The organism is Blastococcus sp. CT_GayMR16, from assembly GCF_004570875.1.
Classification (GTDB): domain Bacteria; phylum Actinomycetota; class Actinomycetes; order Mycobacteriales; family Geodermatophilaceae; genus Blastococcus_B.
In genome coordinates, this window is sequence record NZ_SPQK01000031.1 from 1 (window position 1) to 21554 (window position 21554).

Annotated in this window: 27 protein-coding genes; 8 read left to right on the plus strand and 19 right to left on the minus strand. The window is 73.5% G+C overall.

Features of this window, described 5'->3' with window-relative positions; genetic code table 11:
• The 4 genes from hemA to E4P38_RS21580 all read right to left on the minus strand — a co-directional run.
• On the minus strand, positions 1–891 hold an 891-nt coding region (gene hemA, locus E4P38_RS21565; RefSeq protein WP_135134048.1), incomplete at its 3' end, for a glutamyl-tRNA reductase.
• Complete coding sequence (locus tag E4P38_RS21570) at positions 888–1541, minus strand: redox-sensing transcriptional repressor Rex (protein WP_135134049.1); 654 nt, start codon at positions 1539–1541, stop codon at positions 888–890. The genes hemA and E4P38_RS21570, both read right to left, overlap by 4 nt.
• 168 nt (positions 1542–1709) lie before the next feature.
• Positions 1710–1958 (minus strand): glutaredoxin family protein, encoded by a 249-nt coding sequence (locus tag E4P38_RS21575; RefSeq protein WP_135134050.1) that lies wholly within the window; start codon positions 1956–1958, stop codon positions 1710–1712.
• On the minus strand, positions 1951–3489 hold the full coding sequence (locus tag E4P38_RS21580) for an AMP-binding protein (protein WP_135134051.1): 1539 nt from the start codon (positions 3487–3489) through the stop codon (positions 1951–1953). Before E4P38_RS21580 ends, E4P38_RS21575 begins: the two co-directional genes overlap by 8 nt.
• Positions 3490–3690: 201 nt before the next feature.
• On the opposite strand from E4P38_RS21580, the gene E4P38_RS21585 reads away from it, so the two are divergent.
• From E4P38_RS21585 to E4P38_RS21595, 3 genes are all read left to right on the plus strand, one after another.
• Positions 3691–4407, plus strand: coding sequence for a sigma-70 family RNA polymerase sigma factor (locus E4P38_RS21585; RefSeq protein WP_135134052.1), 717 nt, complete (start codon positions 3691–3693; stop codon positions 4405–4407).
• A 115-nt stretch (positions 4408–4522) separates the two neighbouring features.
• Positions 4523–5692 carry a DUF5667 domain-containing protein gene (locus E4P38_RS21590; protein ID WP_135134053.1) on the plus strand — a complete coding sequence of 390 codons (1170 nt, stop codon included), beginning with the start codon at positions 4523–4525 and terminating at the stop codon, positions 5690–5692.
• Positions 5693–5763: 71 nt separating this feature from the next.
• A complete protein-coding gene (locus E4P38_RS21595) occupies positions 5764–6681 on the plus strand; it encodes an HAD-IB family hydrolase (RefSeq protein ID WP_135134054.1) in 918 nt (305 codons plus the stop codon).
• Here the strand turns inward: E4P38_RS21595 and E4P38_RS21600 are convergent.
• The 6 genes from E4P38_RS21600 to E4P38_RS21625 form a co-directional block, all read right to left on the minus strand.
• Entirely contained in the window at positions 6674–7582 is a 909-nt protein-coding gene (locus tag E4P38_RS21600; protein WP_135134055.1) for a lysophospholipid acyltransferase family protein, read from the minus strand. The two genes, E4P38_RS21595 and E4P38_RS21600, sit on opposite strands and share 8 nt — an antisense overlap.
• A complete protein-coding gene (locus tag E4P38_RS21605) occupies positions 7575–8681 on the minus strand; it encodes an NAD-dependent epimerase/dehydratase family protein (protein ID WP_135134056.1) in 1107 nt (368 codons plus the stop codon). Before E4P38_RS21605 ends, E4P38_RS21600 begins: the two co-directional genes overlap by 8 nt.
• Before the next feature lie 10 nt (positions 8682–8691).
• Entirely contained in the window at positions 8692–8790 is a 99-nt protein-coding gene (locus E4P38_RS21610; RefSeq protein ID WP_012854759.1) for an AURKAIP1/COX24 domain-containing protein, read from the minus strand.
• 249 nt (positions 8791–9039) lie between these two features.
• Positions 9040–9303 (minus strand): helix-turn-helix domain-containing protein, encoded by a 264-nt coding sequence (locus E4P38_RS23265; protein WP_245161216.1) that lies wholly within the window; start codon positions 9301–9303, stop codon positions 9040–9042.
• Between the two features lie 380 nt (positions 9304–9683).
• Complete coding sequence (gene proC, locus E4P38_RS21620) at positions 9684–10502, minus strand: pyrroline-5-carboxylate reductase (RefSeq protein WP_135134057.1); 819 nt, start codon at positions 10500–10502, stop codon at positions 9684–9686.
• A complete protein-coding gene (locus tag E4P38_RS21625) occupies positions 10499–11236 on the minus strand; it encodes a hypothetical protein (protein ID WP_135134058.1) in 738 nt (245 codons plus the stop codon). The genes proC and E4P38_RS21625 overlap by 4 nt, the downstream gene beginning before the upstream one ends.
• Positions 11237–11295: 59 nt before the next feature.
• Here E4P38_RS21625 and E4P38_RS21630 point away from each other — a divergent pair, with 59 nt between their 5' ends.
• Positions 11296–11862 carry a type 1 glutamine amidotransferase domain-containing protein gene (locus E4P38_RS21630; RefSeq protein WP_135134059.1) on the plus strand — a complete coding sequence of 189 codons (567 nt, stop codon included), beginning with the start codon at positions 11296–11298 and terminating at the stop codon, positions 11860–11862.
• Positions 11863–11883: 21 nt separating this feature from the next.
• Here the strand turns inward: E4P38_RS21630 and E4P38_RS21635 are convergent, their stop codons facing one another.
• The 3 genes from E4P38_RS21635 to E4P38_RS21645 are packed head-to-tail and all read right to left on the minus strand — an operon-like array spanning position 11884 to position 14071.
• Complete coding sequence (locus tag E4P38_RS21635) at positions 11884–12735, minus strand: hypothetical protein (RefSeq protein ID WP_135134060.1); 852 nt, start codon at positions 12733–12735, stop codon at positions 11884–11886.
• Complete coding sequence (locus E4P38_RS21640; RefSeq protein ID WP_135134061.1) at positions 12735–13679, minus strand: hypothetical protein; 945 nt, start codon at positions 13677–13679, stop codon at positions 12735–12737. Before E4P38_RS21640 ends, E4P38_RS21635 begins: the two co-directional genes overlap by 1 nt.
• Positions 13680–13696: 17 nt before the next feature.
• Positions 13697–14071, minus strand: coding sequence for a DUF1801 domain-containing protein (locus E4P38_RS21645; protein ID WP_135134062.1), 375 nt, complete (start codon positions 14069–14071; stop codon positions 13697–13699).
• A 32-nt stretch (positions 14072–14103) separates the two neighbouring features.
• Between E4P38_RS21645 and E4P38_RS21650 the strand changes: the two genes are divergently transcribed.
• Complete coding sequence (locus E4P38_RS21650; protein ID WP_135134063.1) at positions 14104–14913, plus strand: hypothetical protein; 810 nt, start codon at positions 14104–14106, stop codon at positions 14911–14913.
• On the opposite strand, the gene E4P38_RS21655 is transcribed toward E4P38_RS21650, so the two are convergent.
• Complete coding sequence (locus E4P38_RS21655; RefSeq protein ID WP_135134064.1) at positions 14809–15885, minus strand: helix-turn-helix domain-containing protein; 1077 nt, start codon at positions 15883–15885, stop codon at positions 14809–14811. The genes E4P38_RS21650 and E4P38_RS21655 overlap by 105 nt on opposite strands.
• 81 nt (positions 15886–15966) lie before the next feature.
• On the opposite strand from E4P38_RS21655, the gene E4P38_RS21660 reads away from it, so the two are divergent.
• The gene (locus E4P38_RS21660; protein ID WP_135134065.1) at positions 15967–16170 is read left to right on the plus strand and encodes a hypothetical protein; all 204 of its coding nucleotides are present in this window, start codon (positions 15967–15969) and stop codon (positions 16168–16170) included.
• Positions 16171–16180: 10 nt separating this feature from the next.
• Complete coding sequence (locus E4P38_RS21665) at positions 16181–16372, plus strand: DUF3072 domain-containing protein (protein ID WP_135134066.1); 192 nt, start codon at positions 16181–16183, stop codon at positions 16370–16372.
• Between the two features lie 60 nt (positions 16373–16432).
• Here the strand turns inward: E4P38_RS21665 and E4P38_RS21670 are convergent, their stop codons facing one another.
• Together E4P38_RS21670 and E4P38_RS21675 are read right to left on the minus strand one after the other, a co-directional pair.
• Positions 16433–17119, minus strand: coding sequence for a response regulator transcription factor (locus E4P38_RS21670; RefSeq protein ID WP_135134067.1), 687 nt, complete (start codon positions 17117–17119; stop codon positions 16433–16435).
• The gene (locus tag E4P38_RS21675; protein WP_135134068.1) at positions 17116–18288 is read right to left on the minus strand and encodes an ATP-binding protein; all 1173 of its coding nucleotides are present in this window, start codon (positions 18286–18288) and stop codon (positions 17116–17118) included. Before E4P38_RS21675 ends, E4P38_RS21670 begins: the two co-directional genes overlap by 4 nt.
• Before the next feature lie 167 nt (positions 18289–18455).
• Here E4P38_RS21675 and phoU point away from each other — a divergent pair, with 167 nt between their 5' ends.
• Positions 18456–19130: a phosphate signaling complex protein PhoU gene (phoU, locus tag E4P38_RS21680; RefSeq protein WP_135134069.1), complete on the plus strand. Its 675-nt coding sequence runs from the start codon at positions 18456–18458 to the stop codon at positions 19128–19130.
• 9 nt (positions 19131–19139) lie between these two features.
• Here the strand turns inward: phoU and E4P38_RS21685 are convergent, their stop codons facing one another.
• Genes E4P38_RS21685 through E4P38_RS21695 form a run of 3 tightly spaced genes read right to left on the minus strand, consistent with a single transcriptional unit; the run spans position 19140 to position 21537 of the window.
• Positions 19140–19904 (minus strand): phosphoglyceromutase, encoded by a 765-nt coding sequence (locus E4P38_RS21685; RefSeq protein WP_245161217.1) that lies wholly within the window; start codon positions 19902–19904, stop codon positions 19140–19142.
• Positions 19905–19927: 23 nt separating this feature from the next.
• Positions 19928–20230 (minus strand): hypothetical protein, encoded by a 303-nt coding sequence (locus tag E4P38_RS21690; protein ID WP_135134071.1) that lies wholly within the window; start codon positions 20228–20230, stop codon positions 19928–19930.
• Between the two features lie 38 nt (positions 20231–20268).
• Entirely contained in the window at positions 20269–21537 is a 1269-nt protein-coding gene (locus E4P38_RS21695; RefSeq protein ID WP_167760664.1) for an aminotransferase class I/II-fold pyridoxal phosphate-dependent enzyme, read from the minus strand.
• Positions 21538–21554 lie beyond the last annotated feature (17 nt).

Sequence of the window (21554 nt, forward strand, 5' to 3'; positions counted from 1 at the left end):
GACGACGTGCACGCCCGGCAGCCCGGCCACCCCGGGGTCGACGTCGCGGGGCAGTGCCAGGTCGACGACGGCCAGCGGCCGTCCGCCGCGGCCGGCGATCGCGGCTGCCACCACGTCGGTGCCGACGACGAGGCCGGTCGCGCCGGTGCAGGTGACCAGGACGTCGGCTGCGGCCAGCTCGGTGGGCAGGTCGGCGAGGGGCGCGGAGCGGCCGCCGACGCTGCCGGCGAGCCGGTGCGCCGACACCTCGGTGCGACTGCTGATCACGACGGCTGCGCCGCGACGGGCCAGGGTCGTCGCCGCGAGGGCGCCCATGGAGCCGGCGCCGACCACGAGCACGGTGCGGTCGCGCAGGCTGCCGATGAGCTCCTCGGCGCGGTCGAGAGCGACGGAGACGAGCGAGGCGCCGGCCCGGTCGATGCCGGTCTCGGTGTGCACGCGCTTGCCCACGCGCAGCGCCCGCTGGGCCACCGGGTGCAGGGCCCGTCCGACGGTGCCCTCCTCGCGCGCCAAGGCGTAGGCCGCGCGCAGCTGACCCAGCACCTGGGTCTCGCCCACGACCATCGAGTCCAGGCCGGCGGCCACCGTGAAGAGGTGGGACACGGCCTGGTCCTCGTAGTGGACGGTGACGTACGGCGAGAGCTCCTCGACCGTGGCGCCGGCCTGGCGGGCGAGCACCCGGCTGACGTCGGCGACGCCGCCGTGGAACTTCTCCACCTCGGCGAAGACCTCGATGCGGTTGCACGTGGCGAGCACCAGGGCCTCGCTGACGTGGTCGCCGGCGACCAGCTCGTGCAGCGCCTTCACCCGGTCGTCGGGACCCATGGCGAACTGCTCGAGCAGCGCCACGGGAGCGGTCTGGTGGCTCACGCCCACCGCGAGGAGGCTCACGCGGGCTCACCCACGAGCCTCTGCTGGCCCACGAAGGCCAGCACCTGCAGCTCGACCGAGAGGTCGACCTTGCGGACGTCGACGCCGTCGGGCGCGGCCAGCGTCACCGGCGCGAAGTTCAGGATGCTGCGCACGCCGGCGTCGGCCAGCCGGTCGCAGACGGACTGCGCGACCTCGGCGGGCGTGGTGATGACACCGATGGAGGCCTGCGTCGCCGTCACGACGTCCTCCAGTTCGTCGATGGGGCGCACCGTCAGCCCGCCGATGCGCTGCCCGATGCGGGCGGGCGCGGCGTCGAACAGCCCCACGAACTCGAAGCCCCGGGACCCGAACCCGGCGTAGTCGGCCAGTGCGGACCCGAGGTTGCCGATGCCGACCAGCACGCAGGCCCGCGAGCGCTCGACCCCGAGGACGCCGGAGATCCGGTCCCGCAGCGTCGCGACCTCGTACCCGACACCACGGACGCCGCAGGGGCCCAGGTGGGAGAGGTCTTTGCGCAGTCCGGCAGGGTTGACTCCGGCCGCCGCGGCCAGTTCGCCGGATGCGACGGTGCTGCGACCGGCGTCGGCCAGGGCGGACAGCACCCGCAGGTACACGGCCAGACGGGCGACGGTGGCCTCCGGGATCGTCCGGGGCCGCGGCTGGATCACGGGCTCTCCACAGCGGTCGCGCCCGAATGGTCAGGACGCGGGTGACGCGGGCACTCGGCGAGGCCCGCGTCGGCCACGGTAACCGCTTGTGAACGCAGGAACAAAGTCGCTGGACGCGCCCCGGGGCGCTGACCGGCCCGAACGGGTGGCGCTGTGGTGGACGCCACCCTAGCCGGTCAGGTTCAGGTCCCTCCGCAGCCGGACGACGTCGACGGTGAAGTAGCTGTGCTCGCGTCCGTCGACCAGCACGACCGGCACGCGGTCGCCGTACTCCGCCTGCAGTTCGGGATCGGCGTCGACATCGATGGACTCGGGGACCAGCCCGGCCTCGGCACCGATCCGGGCGAGTGTCTCGGCGGCGGTCTCGCAGAGGTGGCAGCCGGCCCGGGTGAGCAGGGTCAGGCGGGCCTCACTCACCGACGGCCACCGGTTCGCTCTCGGAGCCGGTCAGCCCCAGTTCGCGGAGCCGGGCGCGGCTGACCTTCCCGGTGAGCGAATGGGGCAGCGACGGCAGGAAGTGCACCGACGTCGGCACCTTGTACCGGGCCAGGGACTCGGCGGCGAACTCCTGGAGTGCCTCGAAGGTGAGGTCCTCACCCGGCGTAAGGACGACGACCGCGCGGACGGCGGACCCGGTCCGCGGGTCGGGGACGCCGATGACGGCGCTCTCCGCGACGGCGGGATGGCCGTCGAGCACGCGCTCGACCTCGGCCGGATAGACGTTGAACCCGCTGACGAGGATGAGGTCGCTGCGCCGGTCGACGAGGTGCAGGTCGCCGTCGGCGTCCCGGTAGGCGAGGTCACCGGTGCCCAGCCAGCCGTCGGCCCCCGGCCCGTCCGCGCCGTCGGGCCAGTAGCCGGCGAAGAGGTTGGGCCCGCGCACCCAGATCTCCCCCGGTCCCTCCAGGTGGTCGTCGTCGGTGGGTCCGTCGCCGCCGGACTCCGACGTCGCGGTGTCGCGCAGCTCGAGTTCGACGCCGGGCAACGGCCCGCCGATGCAGTTGGGCTTGGCCCGGCCGGTGGCCAGGGTGCTGGCGACGACCGGGGACGCCTCGGTGAGGCCGTAGCCCTCCCAGACCGTCACGGCAGCCCGGTCGCGCATCGCCAGCCAGATCTCCTCGGGCAGCGGTGCCGCGCCGGAGGAGGCCATCCGCATGGCCGCGAACCCCCGCCGCAGCTCCGCGTCGTTGCCGGCGGCGTCGGCCGCGGCCAGCCAGGCCTGGAACATCGGCGGCGCCCCCGGCACGGCGCTCACCTGCTCCTCGGCCATCAGCGTGAGCGAGCCGGCCGGATCGAAGGTCTCCTGGAGCACGGCGCAGGCACCGGTGGCGGCGACCAGCCCGAAGCCCGCGTTGAGCCCGTAGACGTGGAAGAGGGGCAGGACCAGCAGCACCCGGTCGTCCGCGCGGACGGGCGGGGGCGTCAGCGCGAGGCACTGCTCCTGGTTGGCCCGCAGCGCGGCCGCGGTCAGGATCGCCCCGCGCGGGCGCCCGGTCGTCCCGCTCGTGTACGCCAGGAAGGACGGGGCGCCGGGGTCCGCCGCCACGTCGGGTGCCGGTCCGTCGTCCTCCGGTGGTCCGACGCAGACGCGGACGCCGCCCACCGGCGCGCGGTCGGCCGCGGTGACCAGCAGCACGGCACCGGAGTCGCCGAGCACGTACTCCAGCTCCGGGTCGGTGTAGGCGGTGTTCACCGGCACGACGACCAGGCCGGCGCGCAGGGCGCCGAGCGCGGCGCGCAGCCAGGGCAGGCCGTTGGGCAGCTGGACGGCGACCCGGTCGCCCGCCGCCAGCCCGAGTGCGGCGTAGCCCGCGGCGGACCGGTCGACGGCGGCGTCGAGCTCGCCCCAGGAGAGCCGCTCCTGCCCCGCGACGACGGCGGGCGCGTCGGGGCGCTGCGCGGCCGCGGCCCGTACGAGCGCCGCGAGGGACGCGCCTGCCTCGGTCACCGGTCATCTCCTCCGTTGGAGCTCCTGGCCAGCCCCGTCCGGGTGTACGAGACGATGCGTCTGGGCAGTCTCGCGTGGACGGGCTGGGGCGATGTTGTCACCATGGGGGCTGACCCGCAGCACACGCGCCCGTCCCCTGACGTGCGCGTCGGGAGACGACGGTCCAGGTTCGGCGGGCCGATGAGGAGGTCGAACGCCCGCATGCCCCACCCCCTGGATGCGGAGCGCACGGCCGCGCAGGCGCCTGCTGGCGCGCGCCCTCGGCCGACGCCCGTCCCGCGGGCCAGCAGCGAGGCGCTGACGGTGACCACCGTCCCGGCCGCGGCCGACGACCTCGAGGTCGCGCCCGAGGAGCTCGTCCCCGCTCCCCAGGGCGTCGACGTCTGGGGCCTGGTGCACCGGGCGCAGGAGGGTGACGCCGAGGCGTTCGGGGAGCTCTACGACCACTACGTGACGATGGTCCATCGCTACGCCTACCACCGGGTCGGCGACCGGGCGACGGCCGAGGACGTCACGAGCGAGACCTTCGTGCGGGCCCTGCGCCGGATCGACTCGCTGTCCTTCCAAGGGCGCGACGTGGGTGCCTGGCTGGTCACGATCGCCCGCAACATCATCCGCGACCACGTGAAGAGCAGCCGCTACCGGCTGGAGGTCGCGACAGCGGACATGCGCGACGCCGACCAGGCCACCGACGGCCCCGAGGACGCGGTCGTCCAGCACCTGGCGAACCGGGAGCTGCTGGCCTGCGTGCAGCAACTGGGCAGCGAGCAGCAGGAATGCATCGTGCTCCGCTTCATCCACGGCCTCTCGGTGTCCGAGACCGCCGAGATCATGGGCAAGAAGGACGGCGCCATCAAGGCGCTGCAGCATCGCGCCGTGCGCCGCCTGGCCGGCCTCCTCCCGGACGGCCTGCGATGAGGAAAAAGACCTTCGTCGGGGCCGTAACCGAATATCGTGCGCCGTCGTTGGATCGGGTGCAGCGGGGTGCGCCGATCATGGGCCGCCCGGCGTACACGGGGACCGGAGGCAGGGCATGAGCGTGCGAGACCGGGAGGGCCACGCCCGTGACGACATGGTCGTCGCGGCGTTGCACCAGCTCGCGCCGCACCTCGACGGCGAGCCCGACCCCGCCTTCCGGGCCGCGACCCGGGCCCGGCTGGTCGCGATGGCTGCCGTCCGGTCGCCGGAGCCCGAGCCGGTCTCCGGCTTCAAGCGCCTCCTGGCCGCCCGCGCCGAGGACGCCGCCCCGTCCCGGTGGCGGACGCGGCTCACCGCCGGCCTGGCCGGCGCCGCGCTGACCGTCACCGCTGGGGCATCCCTCGTGGCCCTCTCCTCCGGCGCCCAGCCCGGCGACGTGCTCTACGGGCTCAAGCGCGGCACCGAGCAGACCCAGCTCGCCCTGGCCGGCGACTCCCGCGGGCAGACGCTGCTCGACTTCGCCAGCACCCGGCTCGACGAGCTCGAGACCCTCGTCGCCGACGCGCCGAGCGCGCTGCCGGCCACTGGTGGCGGTACCGGCTCGGCCACCACGGTGCTCGCCGCGGGCGCCGACCCCGAGCTGGTGATCTCCACGCTCGAGACGATGGACGACCAGACCGGCGAGGGCACCGCCTGGCTCACCGACCGGGCGGTCACCACCCAGGACGAGGGTCCGCTGGACGACCTGGGTGTCTGGGTGACGGCGCAGACCGACGAGCTGGCCGCGCTCGCTCCTCAGCTGCCCGACGCGGCGGGGGCCGCCGTGTCCCACTCGCTCGCGCTGCTCACCGAGGTCTCGGCGCGCACCGGCGAGCTGCAGGTGGCACTCGACTGCGCCTCGGGTCCTGCGGTCGGTGCCGCCGACCAGCTCGGCCCGACACCGGCCACCTGCGTGCCGGCCGCCCCGGAAGGCCCGGCGCAGAGCACCGGAACGGGCGTGCCCGGCACCGGTTCCACCACGACTCAGCCGACGACGCCCGGCCTCCCGACGCCGCCAGGCTCCGGCACCGGGTCCGGGAGCACCGGAACGGGCGGTGGCACGGGTGGTCTGCCGGTGCCCGGAGCGCCGACCGTCCCCGGTGGCCCGAGCATTCCCGGCCTGCCCACGCCCACCATTCCCGGGCTGCCGACGATCACCCTCCCCGGTACAGAGCCGTCCGGGCCGATCATCGACCTCCCCGACGGCGGCCCCGTCGAGATCTGCCTCCCTCCGCTCGTCTGCTGAGCCTCCGGCCGCTGGCCTGAGCGCACCGACCCCCGGATAGGGTCGCAGTCAGTCGATCGTTGGGAGGTCCCGTGCCGCGAGTGCCGCTGCGCGGTCGCCGGTCAGCAGGTCCGGTCGACGAGGAGACCCGGGCGCACGTCGCCGGTACCGCCTCCGCCGCCGCCGCCGAGGTCGCCGCACCGACGGCCGTCGCCCCCGACCGCACCGGAGCGGCCTTCTTCGACGTCGACAACACGATGATGATGGGCGCCTCGCTGTTCTGGTTCGCCCGCGGCCTGGCCGCCCGCAAGTACTTCACGGCGCGGGACATGGCCGGCTTCGTCTGGCAGCAGGCGAAGTTCCGCATCGCCGGCAACGAGGGCAGCGCCGACGACATCCACGCGATCCGGGAGAACGGGCTGGCGTTCGTGGCCGGGCGGCCGGTGGCCGAGATCGTGCAGGCCAGCGAGGAGATCTACGACGAGCTGATGGCCGACCGCATCTGGGCGGGCACCCGGGCGCTCGCCCAGAAGCACCTCGATGCCGGCCAGCGGGTCTGGCTCGTCACGGCCACACCGGTGGAGCTGGCCTCGATCATCGCCCACCGGCTCGGGCTCACGGGCGCGCTCGGCACCGTGGCCGAGGTGGTGGACGGGAAGTACACCGGCCGGCTGGTGGGCGAGCTCATGCACGGCCCCGCCAAGGCGGAGGCGGTCATGGCGCTGGCTGCGCGAGAAGGGCTGGACCTGACCCGGTGCACCGCCTACAGCGACTCGGCCAACGACCTGCCGATGCTCTCGCTCACGGGCACCGCGGTCGCGGTCAACCCCGACACCGAGCTGCGGGCGATCGCCCGTTCACGGGGCTGGACCATCCGCGACTTCCGGACCGGCCGGAAGGCGGCGAAGATCGGCGTCCCGACGGTCGCTGCCGCGGCGCTGTCCGGCGGCCTGGTCGGCGGCGCGCTCGCACTGCGACGGCGGAACAAGCTGCCGTTCCAGCTCAGCTGAAGACGCTCCTGCGCTGGAGCAGGAGCTGGTACAGCGAGTGCTGGATGGTCTCGCGGACCTGGTCGGTGAGGTTGAAGACCAGCATCGGGTCCTCGGCCGCGGCCGGACCGTAGGACGCGGTCTCGATGAGCTCGCCGAAGGCGATCAGCCACTTCGACGGCAGCGGCACCAGCCCCAGCGGGCCGAGCAGCGGGAACGTCGGGGTGATCGGCAGGTACGGCAGCCCGAGCAGGCGGGCCGCCGTCTTCGCGTTGCCGATCATCGGGTAGATCTCCTCGGCGCCCACGATCGCGCAGGGGATGATCGGGACGCCGGTCCGCAGAGCCGCTGTGACGAAACCCCCGCGGCCGAACCGCTGCAGGGTGTACCGGTCGCGGAACGGCTTGCCGATGCCCTTGAAGCCCTCGGGGAAGACGCCGACGAGCTCGCCCTCGGTGAGCAGCCGCTCGGCGTCCTCGTTGCAGGCCAGGGTGGAGCCCATCTTGCGCGACATCGAACCGATGACCGGCAGCTCGAAGACCAGGTCCGCGCCGAGCAGGCGGAGCCGACGCTGCGCAGGGTGGTCGTCGTGCAGGGCGACGGTGGTCATCATCGCGTCGACCGGGATCGTGCCGGAGTGGTTGGCCACGACCAGCGCCCCGCCGGTCGAGGGGACGTTCTCCAGGCCCTGCGTCTCGACCCGGAACCACTTCTGGAACAGCGGCCGCAGGATCGGCAGCAGGACGTGGTCGGTGAGGTCGGGGTCGAACCCGAACTCGTCGGTCTCGTACTCACCGGTCAGCCGACGGCGGAGGAACTCCAGGCCGCCGGCGAGCTGGTCCTCCCAGCCCGGGGCCGGCGCGGGCGGGACGTAGGGCTCGTCGTCGTCGGGCCGCAGCGGGATGACGCGGGCCTCAGGCATCGCGCACCGCCCGGAGGCCCGGCGCCGGGGGCGTCGGGCGCAGCTTCTCGCCGACCGCCGAGGCGGTGTCGCCGGCGCGCTCGAGCAGCGACCGCACCCGCCCGGTGGCCGACTGGACCAGTCGGGGCGACACCACCGGCGGCACCGTGCGGGCGTAGTCGGCCAACGCGGCCTCCGTCGTGTAGCGGGGGATGTAGCCGAAGTCCTCGCGCAGCACCGTGGTGTCCACGACGCGACCGAAGTTGAGGAACCGCATCTGCTCGGGCGAGTAGTCGACGAAGCCGAAGCGGCGGGAGAGCCGGCCGACCGACCCCAGCGCCGGCGTCGGCAGCGGCACCTCGATCCGGCCCAGCCGGCGGATGGCCTGCGACAGGAGCATGGTGCCCTCGCCGCCGACGTTCACCGTGCCGACGAAGTCGCCGGTCGTGGCGCGGGTGAGGACCGCCAACGCGTCGTCCTCGTGGAGGAGCTGCACGCGGGCGTCGTAACCGAGGGCGGTGGGCACCACCGGCATGCGGAAGAAGCCGGTGAGCAGGGAGTCGATCCGGGGACCGATGAAGTTGGTGAACCGCAGCGAGACGACGTCCACGTCGGGACGACGACGGGCGAAGGCCCGGACGTAGCCCTCGATGTCGAGGCTGTCCTTGGCGAACCCACCGGAAGGGACGGCGCGCGCCTGCATCTTCTCGGTGAACACCGCGGGGTCACGCGAGGAGGCCCCGTAGACGGCGCTGGTCGACTTCAGGACGAACCGGCGCACCGTGGGAGCCCGCTGGCAGGCGGCCAGCAGTTGCATCGTGCCGATGACGTTGAGTTCCTTCATCGGCACCCGCCCGCCGGAGCCGGCGGGCGTGGAGCTGATGTTCATGTGCACGACCGTGTCCACCGACGCCGCCGCGATGACCTTGCCGATCAGCGGGTTGCGGATGTCGGCCCGCACGAACTCGGTGCGCCCGAGCCTGCGGAGCATCGTTGGGGACGGCGGGACGGTGTCCACGCCGATGACCCGCTCGATGGAGGGATCGGCCGCGAGCTCGGCCGCCAGGGCACCACCTAGCCACCGACTCACACCGGTGACGAGAACGACCGCAGGCGGCACGAGCGTCAGCTCACTTCTTGTTGCGACGCTGAACGCGCGTCTTCTTCAGCAGCTTGCGGTGCTTCTTCTTCGCCATCCGCTTGCGCCGCTTCTTGATGACCGAACCCACGTGGTGCTCCCGACGTCGTCTTGAGGATGATCAGCTCGAACGTGACTCCTGGGGTCGCGCCCCGGTGTCACTCGGTGTCCGAGCGTACCGGCCGCCCCGCGGCGGTGACACGGTCACCCTCCGGGCGACACCGCGGCCACGTGCCGGCTCCTGTCGGGTGGAGCCGGACCGTCCCGCCTGCGCGGACCCCTTCGGGGCCCACTCGGCGAGACACCACGATCTGGCGACGACGTTGTCGCCTGTGCTCTCTCAGGCGATGTCGGTGTACGCGTCGCGCAGGTAGTCCTGGACGGCCCGCTCCGGCACGCGGAAGGAACGGCCGACGCGGACGGCGGAGAGCTCTCCGGCGTGGACGAGGCGGTACACGGTCATCTTCGAGACGCGCATCATCGCGGCCACCTCGGCCACGGTCAGGAAGGTCACGGCCTGGCGGGGCTGGGGGACGCTCGGGCGGCCGACGGGCATGGCGGCCGGGTGGGCGGCGGGCACGGGGCGCGCCATGGTGGCGGCCATCGGGCGGCCGATCGGACGGGGTCCGGGGACACCCGGACGACCGAGGGCGGGGGCTGCAGAGCGCTGGGGCATGGTCATGTCTTCGTCTCCGGTACCAGCTCACGTCGTGGCGCCGGCTTCCCCACCGGCAACTGAACACGCATGCGCTGGTACAGAGAGTAAGGGGACGGACGTGACTGGTGCGATGGATGAATCGAACAGGCGGACCGGTCCGTCCTCGGCAGAAGTACACGTATGCAACGCCTGAGAACTGTTGTGCGGCGAGTTTCGAGACACGGTCACGAACCGATGACGCACAGTGCTGGCCCCGTGTCGACATGTGGGCTACTGTGCCCGGCTCGCCGTCGCAGCCGCCGCATGAACCCCAGGGCCCCCTCGCGTCAGGTCGTGTCCCGGCCCAGTTCCTGCGAGCGGGCATGGGCTGCCTCGATCGCGGCCATGAGCGCCGCCCGGACGCCGTGCCGCTCCAGCTCGCGGATCGCCGCCACCGTCGTGCCCCCGGGGCTGGACACCGCCTCGCGCAGCTGGACGGGGTGCTCCCCCGAATCACGCATCATCACCGCGGCCCCGAGCGCTGTCTGGACGACGAGGTCGGCGGCGAGCGTCCTCGGCAGACCCAGCAGGATGCCCGCGTCGACCATCGCCTCGACCAGATAGAAGAAGTAGGCCGGGCCGCTGCCCGACAGCGCCGTGACGGCGTCCTGCTGGCTCTCCGGCACCCGCCGCACCTGGCCGACCGCGGCCAGCAGGGCCTCGGCCTCGTCCAGGTGCTCCTCCCCGGCGTGCGCGCCCGCCGAGAGCACGCTCATGCCCTCGTCGACGAGGGCCGGGGTGTTGGGCATGACCCGGACGACGGGGACGCCGGCCGGGAGGGCCGCCTCGATGCGCGCCGTCGGCACCCCGGCCGCGACCGAGACGACCAGGTGCCCGTCGTCGACCACGTCTGCCAGCAGGGCGAGCAAGGTGTCGATGTCCTGCGGCTTGACCGCCACGAGGAGGACACGGGCGCGGGCCGCGGCATCGGCGAGGTCCAGCGCGGGGACGCCGTAGCGCTCGGCCAGCTGGGCGGCCCGCTCGGGGCTGCGCTCGCAGACGAGCAGACCGTCGGGTCCCCCGCGGCGGACCAGCCCGGAGAGCAGCGCCTCACCGATCTTGCCGCCGCCGATGATCGCCAGGCCGCGGCGGCCGTCGGCGCTCACGCGCGGCCACCCAGACGCCGGGCAACCAGCGTGGCCGCACCTGCACCGGAGGGGACGGCGACGCGGACGGTGTAGCCACCTGCCACCAGGCGGTGCTGATCGTCGGTCAGGACTCCGTACGGCATGACGTGCTCCCAGCTGTCGGGGGTTCGGCCGAACCAGGCGGCCCGCTCTCCGGCGATGGCGATCAGCCGCCGGTCGGAGGCGGCGATCTCCGGGTGGCCGTCGCCGGCCATGAGGACGTTGAGGCAGCGCACGAACGCGAGGTCGGCCGCGGCGCGATGCCGGCCGAGAGGAGGTCCCTCGGTCAGCCGCACCCGGTCGCCCGCAAACCCCCGGCAGTGCGCCTCCGCGCCCGGGTCCTCAGCGGGGATCACGACTCCGGCGCCCGGCCCCTCGCCGACGCCGGCCGTCCGACCGGACTGGACGACGAGCAGTCCTGCCTCGCGCGCCACGTCGGAGAGCCGACGGGTGGCCGCGGCACCGAGGTCATCGGCCGGCAGCGTCAGCTCGCAGTCGCCGGCCAGCCCCGCCGCGTGGATCTCCGCGACCAGGGTCGCCAGCTCGGCTTCGGCGTCGTCCTCCGGCGCGGGCGTGTGCTCCAGCGCGACCCGGCGCCCGTCGCTCACCAGCTCCCCGGCGACCCGGACGGCGTCCTCGATCCTGGCGCCGGCCACCAGGCGCCCGGACAGGAGAGCGGTCAGCGTACGGCCGACACTGCTTCGCACGGGCACGTCGGAAACCGTAGTGCGCCGGTGTGTGCCCTGTTCGAGGCCCGGGTAGCGGCGCTGACATGGCAGGAGAACTGAACGGGATGAAGGTGGCCGTGCTGGCCACGGACGGTGTGGAGCAGGTCGAGCTGGACCGGCCGTGGCAGGCGCTCGAGGAGGCCGGCGCCGAACCGGAGCTCGTGTCCCTCGACGGCGGCACGATCACCGCCTACGACCACATCGACAAGGGGGACAAGAAGACCGTCGACGCCGTCGTGAGCTCGGCGGATCCGGACAGCTACGGGGCGCTGGTCCTGCCCGGGGGCGTCATCAACGGCGACTTCCTCCGTGCCGACGCCGACGCGGTCGTGTTCGTGACGTCCTTCTTCGAGGCCGGCAAGCCGGTCGCGGCGATCTGCCACGCGCCCTGGGTCCTGATCGAGGCCGGCGTGGTCAAGGGCCGGCGCATGACGTCGTGGCCGTCGCTGCAGACCGATCTGCGCAATGCCGGTGCCGACTGGGTGGACGAGGAGGTCGTCGTCGACGGCAACCTGATCACCAGCCGCAAGCCCGACGACCTGGACGCGTTCAGCGCGGCCATCGTGGAGGAGTTCGCGCGCAGCGACGCCGAGGAGGAGGACGCCGACTGATCGGCGTCGCTCGTCGGCGGGTCAGGAACCGGCGGCGAGCAGCCCGGCGGCCGGCGCGATCGTGAGCAGGGTGCCCGCGAACACGAGCACCGCCAGCAATCGCGGCCCGACCGGTTCGCGGCCCTGCTTCTGCCGCCAGACGCCGACGCCGGCGACGAGGGCGGTGACCGCCAGCGGCGCGAGCAGGACGGCGACGTGCGGCAGGTTCTCCCACAGCAGGGTGGCCGCGAAGTAGACGCCGACGCCGGCGGCCAGGGCGATGATCAGCTCGCCGGCGAACCGCAGCCAGGCGAGCGCGCTCTCCTGCGGCGTCGAGTCGAGGTCGTCGGCGTCCTCGAACTGCTCGGGCCGGACGACGGGGATGGGGCCGGTCATCGGGTGCGACTCAGCCGGGGCGACCCGCTGGGCGGAGCGGTCGGTCGACCGCTGGGCCAGCCGCTCCACCGAACGCTGCGCCGGTGGTTCGCCTGGCTTGCGCGTGGGCACCGGGGCGCTGGCCAGCGTCCCCACCACGGGGACGCCCGGCTTGCGGTCGGGTCGCAGCCCGGGGATGGCCGCCGTGCTCGGGCCCGGCTCGGGACGCCGCATCGCTCGGGGATCGGCGGCCGGCCGGCGCTCCGAGGCTCGCCGCTCAGGTGCCGCGCGACGCTCGGGGACCGGGGGTTCCTCGTCGGACCGGTCGCTCTTACGCCGTCCGAGATCGGGTCGCCCGGCGGCGGCCGCCTCGGCCCGTCGCTGGCGGATGCCGGTCTCCTCCGGGTCGTCCCAGGAGCGGCGGCGCGCAGCGCGGTTGGCGGACTCGATGCCGGCCTCGCGCAGGATCTCGGCGAGCGAGCGCCCTCCCGTGTCCGGGTTCCAGTCCGGTTCGGCCATCACGCTCCTCCCAACGAGTCCAGCCTGCGGAGGATGACACCCTCCCGCAGCGCCCACGGACAGATCCTCACGCACCGTACGTCCAGCGCACGCATCGTTGCGGCAGCCACGACCGCGCCCGCGGGAACCTGGTGCGCGCGGTCGGGTGAGACCCCGCGCAGCTCGGCCAGTGCGGAGCTCTCGATCCGCGACACGAACCCGACCAACTGGCCCAGTCCGTCGTTGTTCAGCTCCCGCGGGACCTGCAGGCCGGCGGAGTACGGGGCGGCGCCGGTCAGCCGGGCGAGGGTCCGGAAGGTCTTGCTCGTGGCGGCGACCAGGTTGGGCCGTCCGGGGGCGCACAGCTTCTCTGCCGCAGGGGCCAGGAGGTCGGCGGCGTAGGCGTCCAGTTGCTCCAGCGCCGCCAGGTCCGGCCGCCCACCGTGCTGCGCGTCGGGGAGGAAGCGCCGGGTCATGCGCCCGGCACCCAGGGGCAGCGAGAGGGCGACGTCCGGGTCCTCGTCGACCCCGCTGGCCAGCTCGAGCGACCCACCGCCGATGTCGAGGATGAGCAGCCGGCCCGCGCTCCAACCGAACCACCGCCGGACGGCGAGGAACGTCAGGCGGGCCTCGTCCTCGCCGGTGAGCACCTGCAGGTCGACCCCGGTCCGCTCGCGGATCCGGTCGAGCACCTCCAGGCCGTTCGCGGCGTCCCTGATCGCGGACGTGACCATGGCCAGCAGCTCGTCGCAGCCCTGCTTCTCGGCCTGGTCGCAGGCCTCCTGCACCGCCTTGAGCAGCGCCTTCTCCCCCGCCCTCGACAGCATGTCGTCGGGCCCCACGTGCTCGGCCAGGCGCAGCACCGAGCGGTCGTCGTGCATCGGCGTGGGATGCGCGCCGCGGTGGGCGTCCACCACCAGCAGGTGCACCGTGTTCGAACCGACGTCCAGCACCCCGAGTCGCATGGGGCCAGTCTGCCGGGTCAGCAGATCGGCCCCTGCGTGGCGGCAGCCATCTCGAGGATCGAGGTCACGATGTCGACGTCCAGCTGCTCGGGCGTGCGGTACCGGACGCAGCCCTTGCCGACGCTGAGGCCGGCCAGGCGGTCCCGGTGGGCGGCCATGACGTCGGTGCGGACGACGTAGAAGGAGAGGTACTGCTTCTGCGCGGCGAAGGCGATCTCCCCCTCCCCCTCGGCGACCGGGCCGCGCCAGTAGCCGGGCATGCCGTACGTCATGCCCTCGGTGAAGCCGTCGAGGTGGGCCAGGCAGAGGCCGCGCAAGGTGCGGACGGCATCGGCGCGGGGACCGGTCACCTGCTCGACGTAGGCGTCGACGGCCGGATCGGGTGTGGCCATGGGACCAGGCTGCCACGGCCTACGCTGGCCGCGTGCCCGACGAGCCACCCCCCGAAGTCCCTCTGGACTTCGCGCGGGAATGGGTGGAGTTTGCCGATCCCGCCGATCCCGACCACCGGGTGCGCGCCGATCTCACCTGGCTGACGTCGGCCTGGACGTGCATCTACGGGCGGGGCTGCGCCGGCGTCGTCGAGGGCCGGCCCGACGACGGCTGCTGCAGCCACGGGGCGTTCTTCACCGACGAGGACGACCTGGCCCGCGTGACGGCGGCGGTCGGCCTGCTGACCGACGACGACTGGCAGCTGGCCCCGGTCGGCCGCGCGTCCTGGACCGAGGAGGACTCCTCGGAGGACGCCGAGGCCGGCGTGCGCTCGCTGCGGACCCGCACCGTCGACGGCGCCTGCGTGTTCCTCAACCGGCCCGGCCACCCCGGCGGCACCGGATGCGCGCTGCACGGCATGGCGCTGCGCACCGGCGTGCACCCCCTGACAACCAAGCCCGACGTCTGCTGGCAGCTGCCGGTGCGTCGGGAGCAGGAGCACGTGGAGCGGCCCGACGGCACGACGGTGCTCGTCACGAGCATCGGGGAGTTCGACCGGCGGGGCTGGGGGCCGGGCGGCCACGACCTGCACTGGTGGTGCACCGGCGCCCCGGCGGCGCACGTCTCCCCCGAGCCCCTGGTGGAGACCTACGCTGCGGAGCTGATCGCCCTGCTCGGCGAGGTCGCCTACGCCGAGCTACGCCGGCTGACCGAACTCCGCCTCGACCAGGGCATGGTCGCCCCCCACCCGGCCAGCCCCCGTCCGGTGTCCGTCCAGCTGCACCGGCGCCGGCCCGGCTGAACCGGCGCCGGCCCGGAACGTCTGCCGGTAGGCCCGCGGCGAGACGCCGCGGCGGCGGCCGAACTGCTCCCGGAGACCGGCCGCGGTGCCGAAGCCGACCAGCCGGGCCACCTCCTCGACGGGGGCGTCGCTCTCCTCGAGCAGGGCCTCGGCTGCTGCCAGGCGCTGGCCGAGCAGCCAGGCGTGCGGCGTCGTCCCCGTGGTGGCCTTGAACCGGCGGGCGAAGCTCCGCGGGCTCATCAGCGCCCGGCGGGCCAGGACCTCGACGCTGATGTCGTCGGCGAGGTGGCTGCTCGCCCACTCCAGGACGGCGCCGAGCAGGTCGTCCTCGCAGGCGGGGACGGGGGCGTCGATGAACTGGGCCTGCCCGCCGTCGCGGTGCGGCGGGACGACCATCTCGCGGGCCAGCGCGTTCGCCGCACCCGAGCCCCACTCCCGGCGCACGAGGTGCAGCAGCGTGTCCACGCCGGCCGCCGTCCCGGCGCCCGTGATGATCCGGCCGTTGTCGACGTAGAGCACCGAGGGGTCGACCTGGACCGCGGGGAACCGGGCGGCGAGCTCGCCGGCCCACTTCCAGTGCGTGGTGACGCGCAGCCCGTCGAGCAGGCCGGCCGTGGCGAGCACGAAGGCGCCGGTGCAGTGGCTGACGATCGTGGCCCCGCGTGCGTGCGCCTCCCGGAAGGCATCGAGCAACGCCGGCGACGGAACGCGGTCGAACAGCTCCCATGCGGTGATCGAGATGATGTCGGAGCGGGCGAGCCGCTCCAGCCCGTGCTCGACCGTGATGGGGATGCCGGTGTCGGTGCGCATCACGCCCGGCGCCTCGCTGACCAGCGCGAAGTCGAACTGCGGCAGCCCCATGTCCCGACGGTCGTATCCGAAGACCTCGGCGCACACGCCGAGCCCGAAGCTGCCCACGAGACCGTCGGCGACGACCACGCTGACGACGAGGGGGCGGTCCTGGGATGCCATGCGAGCATCATGGCAGAAAAGGTGCGATAGCGGTCACTTCTGCCACTCGTATCCGCGTCCGGGCGCGAGCAGGCTCTGTCCATGTTGCTGATCACCTGCCCCGTGACGAGGACCGACGAGCTGGTCGCAGACCGGCGGATCCGATCGGTCGTCAACCACCTCACCCACATCGCGATGCACGTCGAGTGCCCGGCGTGCGGCGGCGCGCACGTCTACCGGACCGGCGCGAAGCTCGACCCCGTTCCCGCTCCGGCTCCCCAGGCGAAGGAACTCGTCGCCGCCTAGGATCGAACACATGAGCGAATCGCAGCCGACCACCGACCCCACCACCGAGAAGGACCCGTCGGACTGGGTCACCGGCGACGAGCCGGCCACGGGTGCCCAGAAGAGCTACCTCGAGACGCTGTCCCGCGGCACCGAGGAAGAGGTGCCTGACGACCTCACGAAGGCCGAGGCGTCGCAGAAGATCGACGACCTGAAGAACTAGTAAGAGGACCCCCTGCCCCCCAACGCTCGCACGCTCGCGGCGGGACCCTGCAGGGGGCCGTCAGGCTTCCAGCTTGTAGCCGAGCCCGCGGACTGTCAGCAGGTACTTCGGATTCGCGGGGTCCGGTTCGAGCTTGCCCCGCAGCCGCTTGACGTGGACGTCGAGGGTCTTGGTGTCGCCGACGTAGTCCGCTCCCCACACCCGGTCGATGAGCTGGCCGCGGGTGAGCACCCGGCCGGAGTTGCGCAGCAGGTACTCGAGCAGGTCGAACTCCTTCAGCGGCAGGGCGACCGGTTCGCCGTCCACGGCCACGACGTGCCGCTCGACGTCCATCCGGACCGGCCCCGCCTCGAGGACGCCGACCGCCGGTGGCGTCTCGGCGGCGTCCCCTCGGCGGCGCAGCACGGCCCGGATGCGGGCGACCAGCTCACGGGCGGAGTAGGGCTTCGTGACGTAGTCGTCGGCGCCGAGCTCCAGGCCCACGACCTTGTCGATCTCGCCGTCCTTGGCCGTCAGCATGATGATCGGGACGTTGCTGCGGCTGCGCAGCGCCCGGCAGACCTCGGTGCCCGGCAGGCCGGGCAGCATCAGGTCGAGCAGGACGATGTCGGCGCCGCCGCGGTCGAACTCCGCGAGCGCGTCCGGGCCGCTGCCGGCCACGACGGCCTCGAAGCCCTCGCGGCGCAGCATGTAGGACAACGCGTCGGAGAAGGACTCCTCGTCCTCCACCACCAGCACTCGGGTCATGAGGTTCCCTTCGAAGCTTCGACGGCGGGGGTACTCGCCGCATCCAGCGGGATGCGCAGCGTGAACGTGGAGCCGAGGCCTTCCTCGCTCCAGACCGACACCGCGCCGCCGTGGTTGCTGGCGACGTGCTTGACGATGGCCAGGCCGAGGCCCGTACCCCCGGTGCTGCTGGCCCGGGACTGGTCGACCCGGTAGAAGCGCTCGAACACCCGCTGGCGGTCCTGGCGCGGGATGCCGATGCCGCTGTCGGTCACGGCGATCTCGGCGAACCCCGACCGGGCGCGGGCGGCGACGGCGATCCGGTTCGCTCCCGCGCTGTACGCGACGGCGTTGGCCAGCAGGTTGGTCACCGCGGTGGCGAGCTGGCTCTCCACTCCCCGCACCACGAGCCCCGACTCGCCGCCGACGGCGATCTCGAGATCCTTGGCCCGGGCGGCCGTACGGGTCCGGTCCACGGCCTCGGCCACCACACGGTCGACGTCCACCGGGACCAGCTCGGGCAACGGCTCGCCACCCTGCAGGCGGGACAGGTCGATGAGCTCGCGCACCAGTCGGCTCAGCCGGTCGGCCTCGTGGGCGATCCGGCCGGCGAACCGCTGGACGGCCTCGGGGTCGTCGGCGGCCTGCTCGATCGCCTCGGCCAGCAGGGCGAGCGCGCCGACCGGTGTCTTGAGCTCGTGGCCGACGTTGGCGACGAAGTCCCTGCGCACCGCCTCGGTGCGGCGGGTCTCGGTGATGTCCTGCAGCACGAGGGCGACCGGTCCTGGCGGCGGCGCGGTGCCGCTGTGCAGCCGGACGCCGTGCACGCCCATCAGCCGGGGCCCGGAGCCCACCAGGTCGCCGGGGAGGCGGACGTCGAGCCGGCGACTGCCGCCGGAGCGCACGGTCCGGGCGAGCGTGAGCAGCTCCGGGACGAGCAGACGGGTGCCGCGCACGATCCCCATGGCCCGGGCGGCCGGGTTGGCCAGCAGCACCGCGTCGTCGACGTCCACGAAGACGACGGCGGGGTCCATCAGGTCCAAGAGCCGCCGGGCGAGGGCGGCCTCGGGCAGCGCGACGACGGCCACGTCCGGACCGGCGGCGGGATCGTGGCGGAAACGGAGGATGACCGTGGCGGCCACCACCCCGCCGAGGAGGAGGCCGATCACCAGGGCGACCAGCGGACTCACGACCCGATGCTAGGTCGGCCGAAGCCATCTTCGACCCGATCCGGGGGGTTGTGCCGCCCGGACGGGTCAGTGTTCACCTCGGCGTGGGCGGCCGTTCACCGGAGGAATAGGAACGAAGGGCGCAGCGGTCCTACCCTCGGTACGACGCTCAACGGGAGGACGACAACATGCGCGAGAGCTATTTCGAGGAGCTCGAGGACATCCGGGGCTGCCTGGTCGAGATGGCCAACAGCGTGGGCTCGCAGATGAGCACCGCGACGACGGCACTGCTGGACGCCGACGTGGCCCTGGCCGACCTGGTCATCGCGGGCGACGAGCAGATCGACGCCACCCGCGAGAGCATCGACCAGCGCTGCTTCACCCTGCTGGCCCGCCAGCAGCCCGTGGCCACCGACCTGCGCACGATCGTCGTCGCCACGCGGATCGCCAGCGACCTGGAGCGCATGGGCGATCTCGCCGAGCACATCGCCAAGGTCGCGCGCATGCGGTTCCCCGAGCACGCCGTTCCCCAGGAGGTGCGCCCGGCGTTCCTCGAGGCCGGCCACGTCGCCGAGATGCTCGTGGCCAAGGCGGGCACGGTGATCGCCACCCGGAACGTCGAGGCGGCCCGGGAGCTTGAGACCGACGACGACGCGATGGACCGGATCCACCGCGGCCTGTTCCGGGAGCTGCTCTCCGACAGCTGGCCCTACGGCGTCGAGACGGCGATCGACGTCACGCTGCTGGGCCGCTACTACGAGCGGTTCGCCGACCACGCAGTCAGCGTCGCCCGACGCGTCGTCTACCTCGTGACGGGCGAACGGGACAACACCGTCGCCGTCCGGGCGATCCAGCAGCCCTGAGTCGGTCCGCTACTTCTTGCCCTGGTTCTTGACGGCCTCGATCGCGGCTGCGGCGGCGTCGGGGTCGAGGTACTGCCCGCCGGCCTTGATCGGCCGCAGGTCGTCGTCCAGGTCGTAGCGCAGGGGCACCCCGGTCGGGATGTTCAGCCCCACGACCTCGTCGTCCCCCATGCCGTCGAGGTGCTTCACCAGCGCGCGGAGGCTGTTGCCGTGCGCGGCCACGAGGACGGTCGCGCCGCTGCGCAGGTCGGGAACGATCGCGTCGTACCAGTACGGCAGCATCCGGACGACGACGTCTTTGAGGCACTCGGTCGCCGGGCGCGCCTCGGTCGGCAGGAATGCGTAGCGCGCGTCGCCGTCCTGGGCGAACTCGCTGCCGGGCTCGATCGGCGGCGGCGGGGTGTCGTACGAGCGGCGCCACGTCATGAACTGCTCCTCGCCGTACTCGGCGAGGGTGGCGGCCTTGTCCTTGCCCTGCAGCGCGCCGTAGTGCCGCTCGTTGAGCCGCCACGACCGGCGGACCGGCAGCCACTGCCGGTCGGCCTCGGCCAGCGCCAGCTCCGCGGTGCTGATGGCCCGCTTGAGCAGCGAGGTGTGCAGCACGTCAGGGAGCAGGTCGTGCTCGACCAGGAGCTGACCCCCGCGCGCGGCCTCCGCCCGGCCCTTCTCCGACAGGGGGACGTCCACCCAGCCGGTGAAGAGGTTGGCCTTGTTCCACTCGCTCTCGCCGTGGCGGAGCAGCACGAGGGTCGCTGGAGGGGTGGCGGTGGTCACGGCGGTCATCCTGCCCGACGCGGTCACGCCGTGAGCAGCGGCCAGGTCAGCCACAGCTCGTAGAGGGCCGGCGGGGCGATGCCGAGCAGCAGCCACGGGCTCAGGATCCGGCGGGCGGCCCCCCAGCGGACCGCGGCGACGAAGGCGACGCTGCAGACGAGCGCGAGCGCCAGCCAGCCGACCACCGCGACCACGTCGACGGTGAGCAGTTGCGCGAAGACGAGTTCGACGGCGCAGACCACCAGCGGATAGGCCAGCGCCGAGGCGGCGACCACGCCCATGAGGGCCCGCGCCCGGCGTTCGGGCTCGGATCTGCGCTCCACCATCGCCGTCCACGCTAATCGCGCCACGGACGGACCGCCGGTCAGGCGACGGCGGCCGACGCCTCCGTGGGGCCGCCCTCGACCATCGCCCGCGCCTGGTGCACCGCGGCGCCGACGACCTCCGCTGCCCGCTGCAGCTGCTCGCCGGTGTGGGTGGCCATGACCGAGAGGCGGAGCACGCCGCGTCCGCGGGGCACCGCCGGATAGGCGACGGCGTTGCAGTAGACGCCCGCGTCGAACGCGATCTTCCAGGCGGCCGCGGTGACCTCCTCCTCGCCGGTGGGGACGGCGATGACCGCTCCCCGGCCCGGCAGCGGCGCCGTGCCCGCCTCCCCGAGTGCGCGGCGCAGCAGCGCACCGTTCTCGCGGGTGCGCGTCATCCGCTCGGGCTCGCTGCGCAGCAGCCGCAGCGCGGCGAGCGCGGCACCCACTGAGGCCGGATCGTTCGCGGCGCTGAAGACGTAGGGCAGCGCCGAGGCGCGGATGCCGTCGGCCGCGGCGCGGGAGGTCATCACGGCACCGCCGACGCTCGCGAGGGACTTGCTGAACGCCACCGTGACGGCGTCGACGCGGTCGAGGACGCCGGCCTGCTCGACCGCACCCCGGCCCTCGGCACCCAGGACCCCGAGCCCGTGGGCCTCGTCGACCACCAGCCGGGCCCCGTACCGGTCGCAGAGGACGGCGATCTCGGCGAGGGGAGCCATCTCGCCGGTCATCGAGTAGACGCCGTCGACGACGATGACCGCGCCCGCGCGAGGTTCGATGCCCTCGAGCCGCTGGGTGAGCGAGCCGAGGTCGTTGTGCCGGAACCGGCTCACGGTGGCCCGGCTGGCGGCGGCACCCGCGTGCACGCTCGCGTGGGCGTGGGCGTCGACCAGCAGGACGTCGCCGGGATGGCCGACCGTGGACAGCAGCGCGAGGTTGGCGTTGATCCCCGAGGAGGTCAGCACGGCCGCCTCGGTGCCGTAGTGGTCGGCGAGCTCCTCCTCCAGCGCGAGGTGCAGCCGGGTCGTGCCGTTGAGCACGCGGCTGCCGGAGGTGCTGGTGCCGAACTGGCGCGCCGCCTCTGCGGCCGCCTCGATGACCCGCGGGTCGCCGGCGAGGCCGAGGTAGTTGTTGCTGCCGAGGTTGATCCGGTGGCGGCCGTCGTCGTAGAGCGTGACCGCCTGCGGGGCCCCACCGGTCGGGACCGCCTGCGTGGCCACGCCCGCGGCGGTGTGCTGCCGGAACAGCTCAGCGAGAGGGTTCTCGAGCAGTGGTGCGAAGGGATCCCGGCGGCCGGTCAGGTACGCACGGCGCTCGTCCGGCACGGGGTCTCCCTTCTGTG

Excerpts from the sequence above, each read along its gene's own strand:
- E4P38_RS21585 (WP_135134052.1), top strand. The coding sequence starts at position 3,691 with ATGCCCCACCCCCTGGATGCGGAGCGCACGGCCGCGCAGGCGCCTGCT.
- E4P38_RS21590 (WP_135134053.1), top strand. The coding sequence starts at position 4,523 with ATGAGCGTGCGAGACCGGGAGGGCCACGCCCGTGACGACATGGTCGTC.
- E4P38_RS21600 (WP_135134055.1), bottom strand. The coding sequence starts at position 7,582 with ATGCCTGAGGCCCGCGTCATCCCGCTGCGGCCCGACGACGACGAGCCC.
- E4P38_RS23265 (WP_245161216.1), bottom strand. The coding sequence starts at position 9,303 with ATGGCCGCCACCATGGCGCGCCCCGTGCCCGCCGCCCACCCGGCCGCC.
- E4P38_RS21630 (WP_135134059.1), top strand. The coding sequence starts at position 11,296 with ATGGCAGGAGAACTGAACGGGATGAAGGTGGCCGTGCTGGCCACGGAC.
- E4P38_RS21635 (WP_135134060.1), bottom strand. The coding sequence starts at position 12,735 with ATGGCCGAACCGGACTGGAACCCGGACACGGGAGGGCGCTCGCTCGCC.
- E4P38_RS21640 (WP_135134061.1), bottom strand. The coding sequence starts at position 13,679 with ATGCGACTCGGGGTGCTGGACGTCGGTTCGAACACGGTGCACCTGCTG.
- E4P38_RS21645 (WP_135134062.1), bottom strand. The coding sequence starts at position 14,071 with ATGGCCACACCCGATCCGGCCGTCGACGCCTACGTCGAGCAGGTGACC.
- E4P38_RS21655 (WP_135134064.1), bottom strand. The coding sequence starts at position 15,885 with ATGGCATCCCAGGACCGCCCCCTCGTCGTCAGCGTGGTCGTCGCCGAC.
- E4P38_RS21660 (WP_135134065.1), top strand. The coding sequence starts at position 15,967 with ATGTTGCTGATCACCTGCCCCGTGACGAGGACCGACGAGCTGGTCGCA.
- E4P38_RS21665 (WP_135134066.1), top strand. The coding sequence starts at position 16,181 with ATGAGCGAATCGCAGCCGACCACCGACCCCACCACCGAGAAGGACCCG.
- E4P38_RS21670 (WP_135134067.1), bottom strand. The coding sequence starts at position 17,119 with ATGACCCGAGTGCTGGTGGTGGAGGACGAGGAGTCCTTCTCCGACGCG.
- phoU (WP_135134069.1), top strand. The coding sequence starts at position 18,456 with ATGCGCGAGAGCTATTTCGAGGAGCTCGAGGACATCCGGGGCTGCCTG.
- E4P38_RS21690 (WP_135134071.1), bottom strand. The coding sequence starts at position 20,230 with ATGGTGGAGCGCAGATCCGAGCCCGAACGCCGGGCGCGGGCCCTCATG.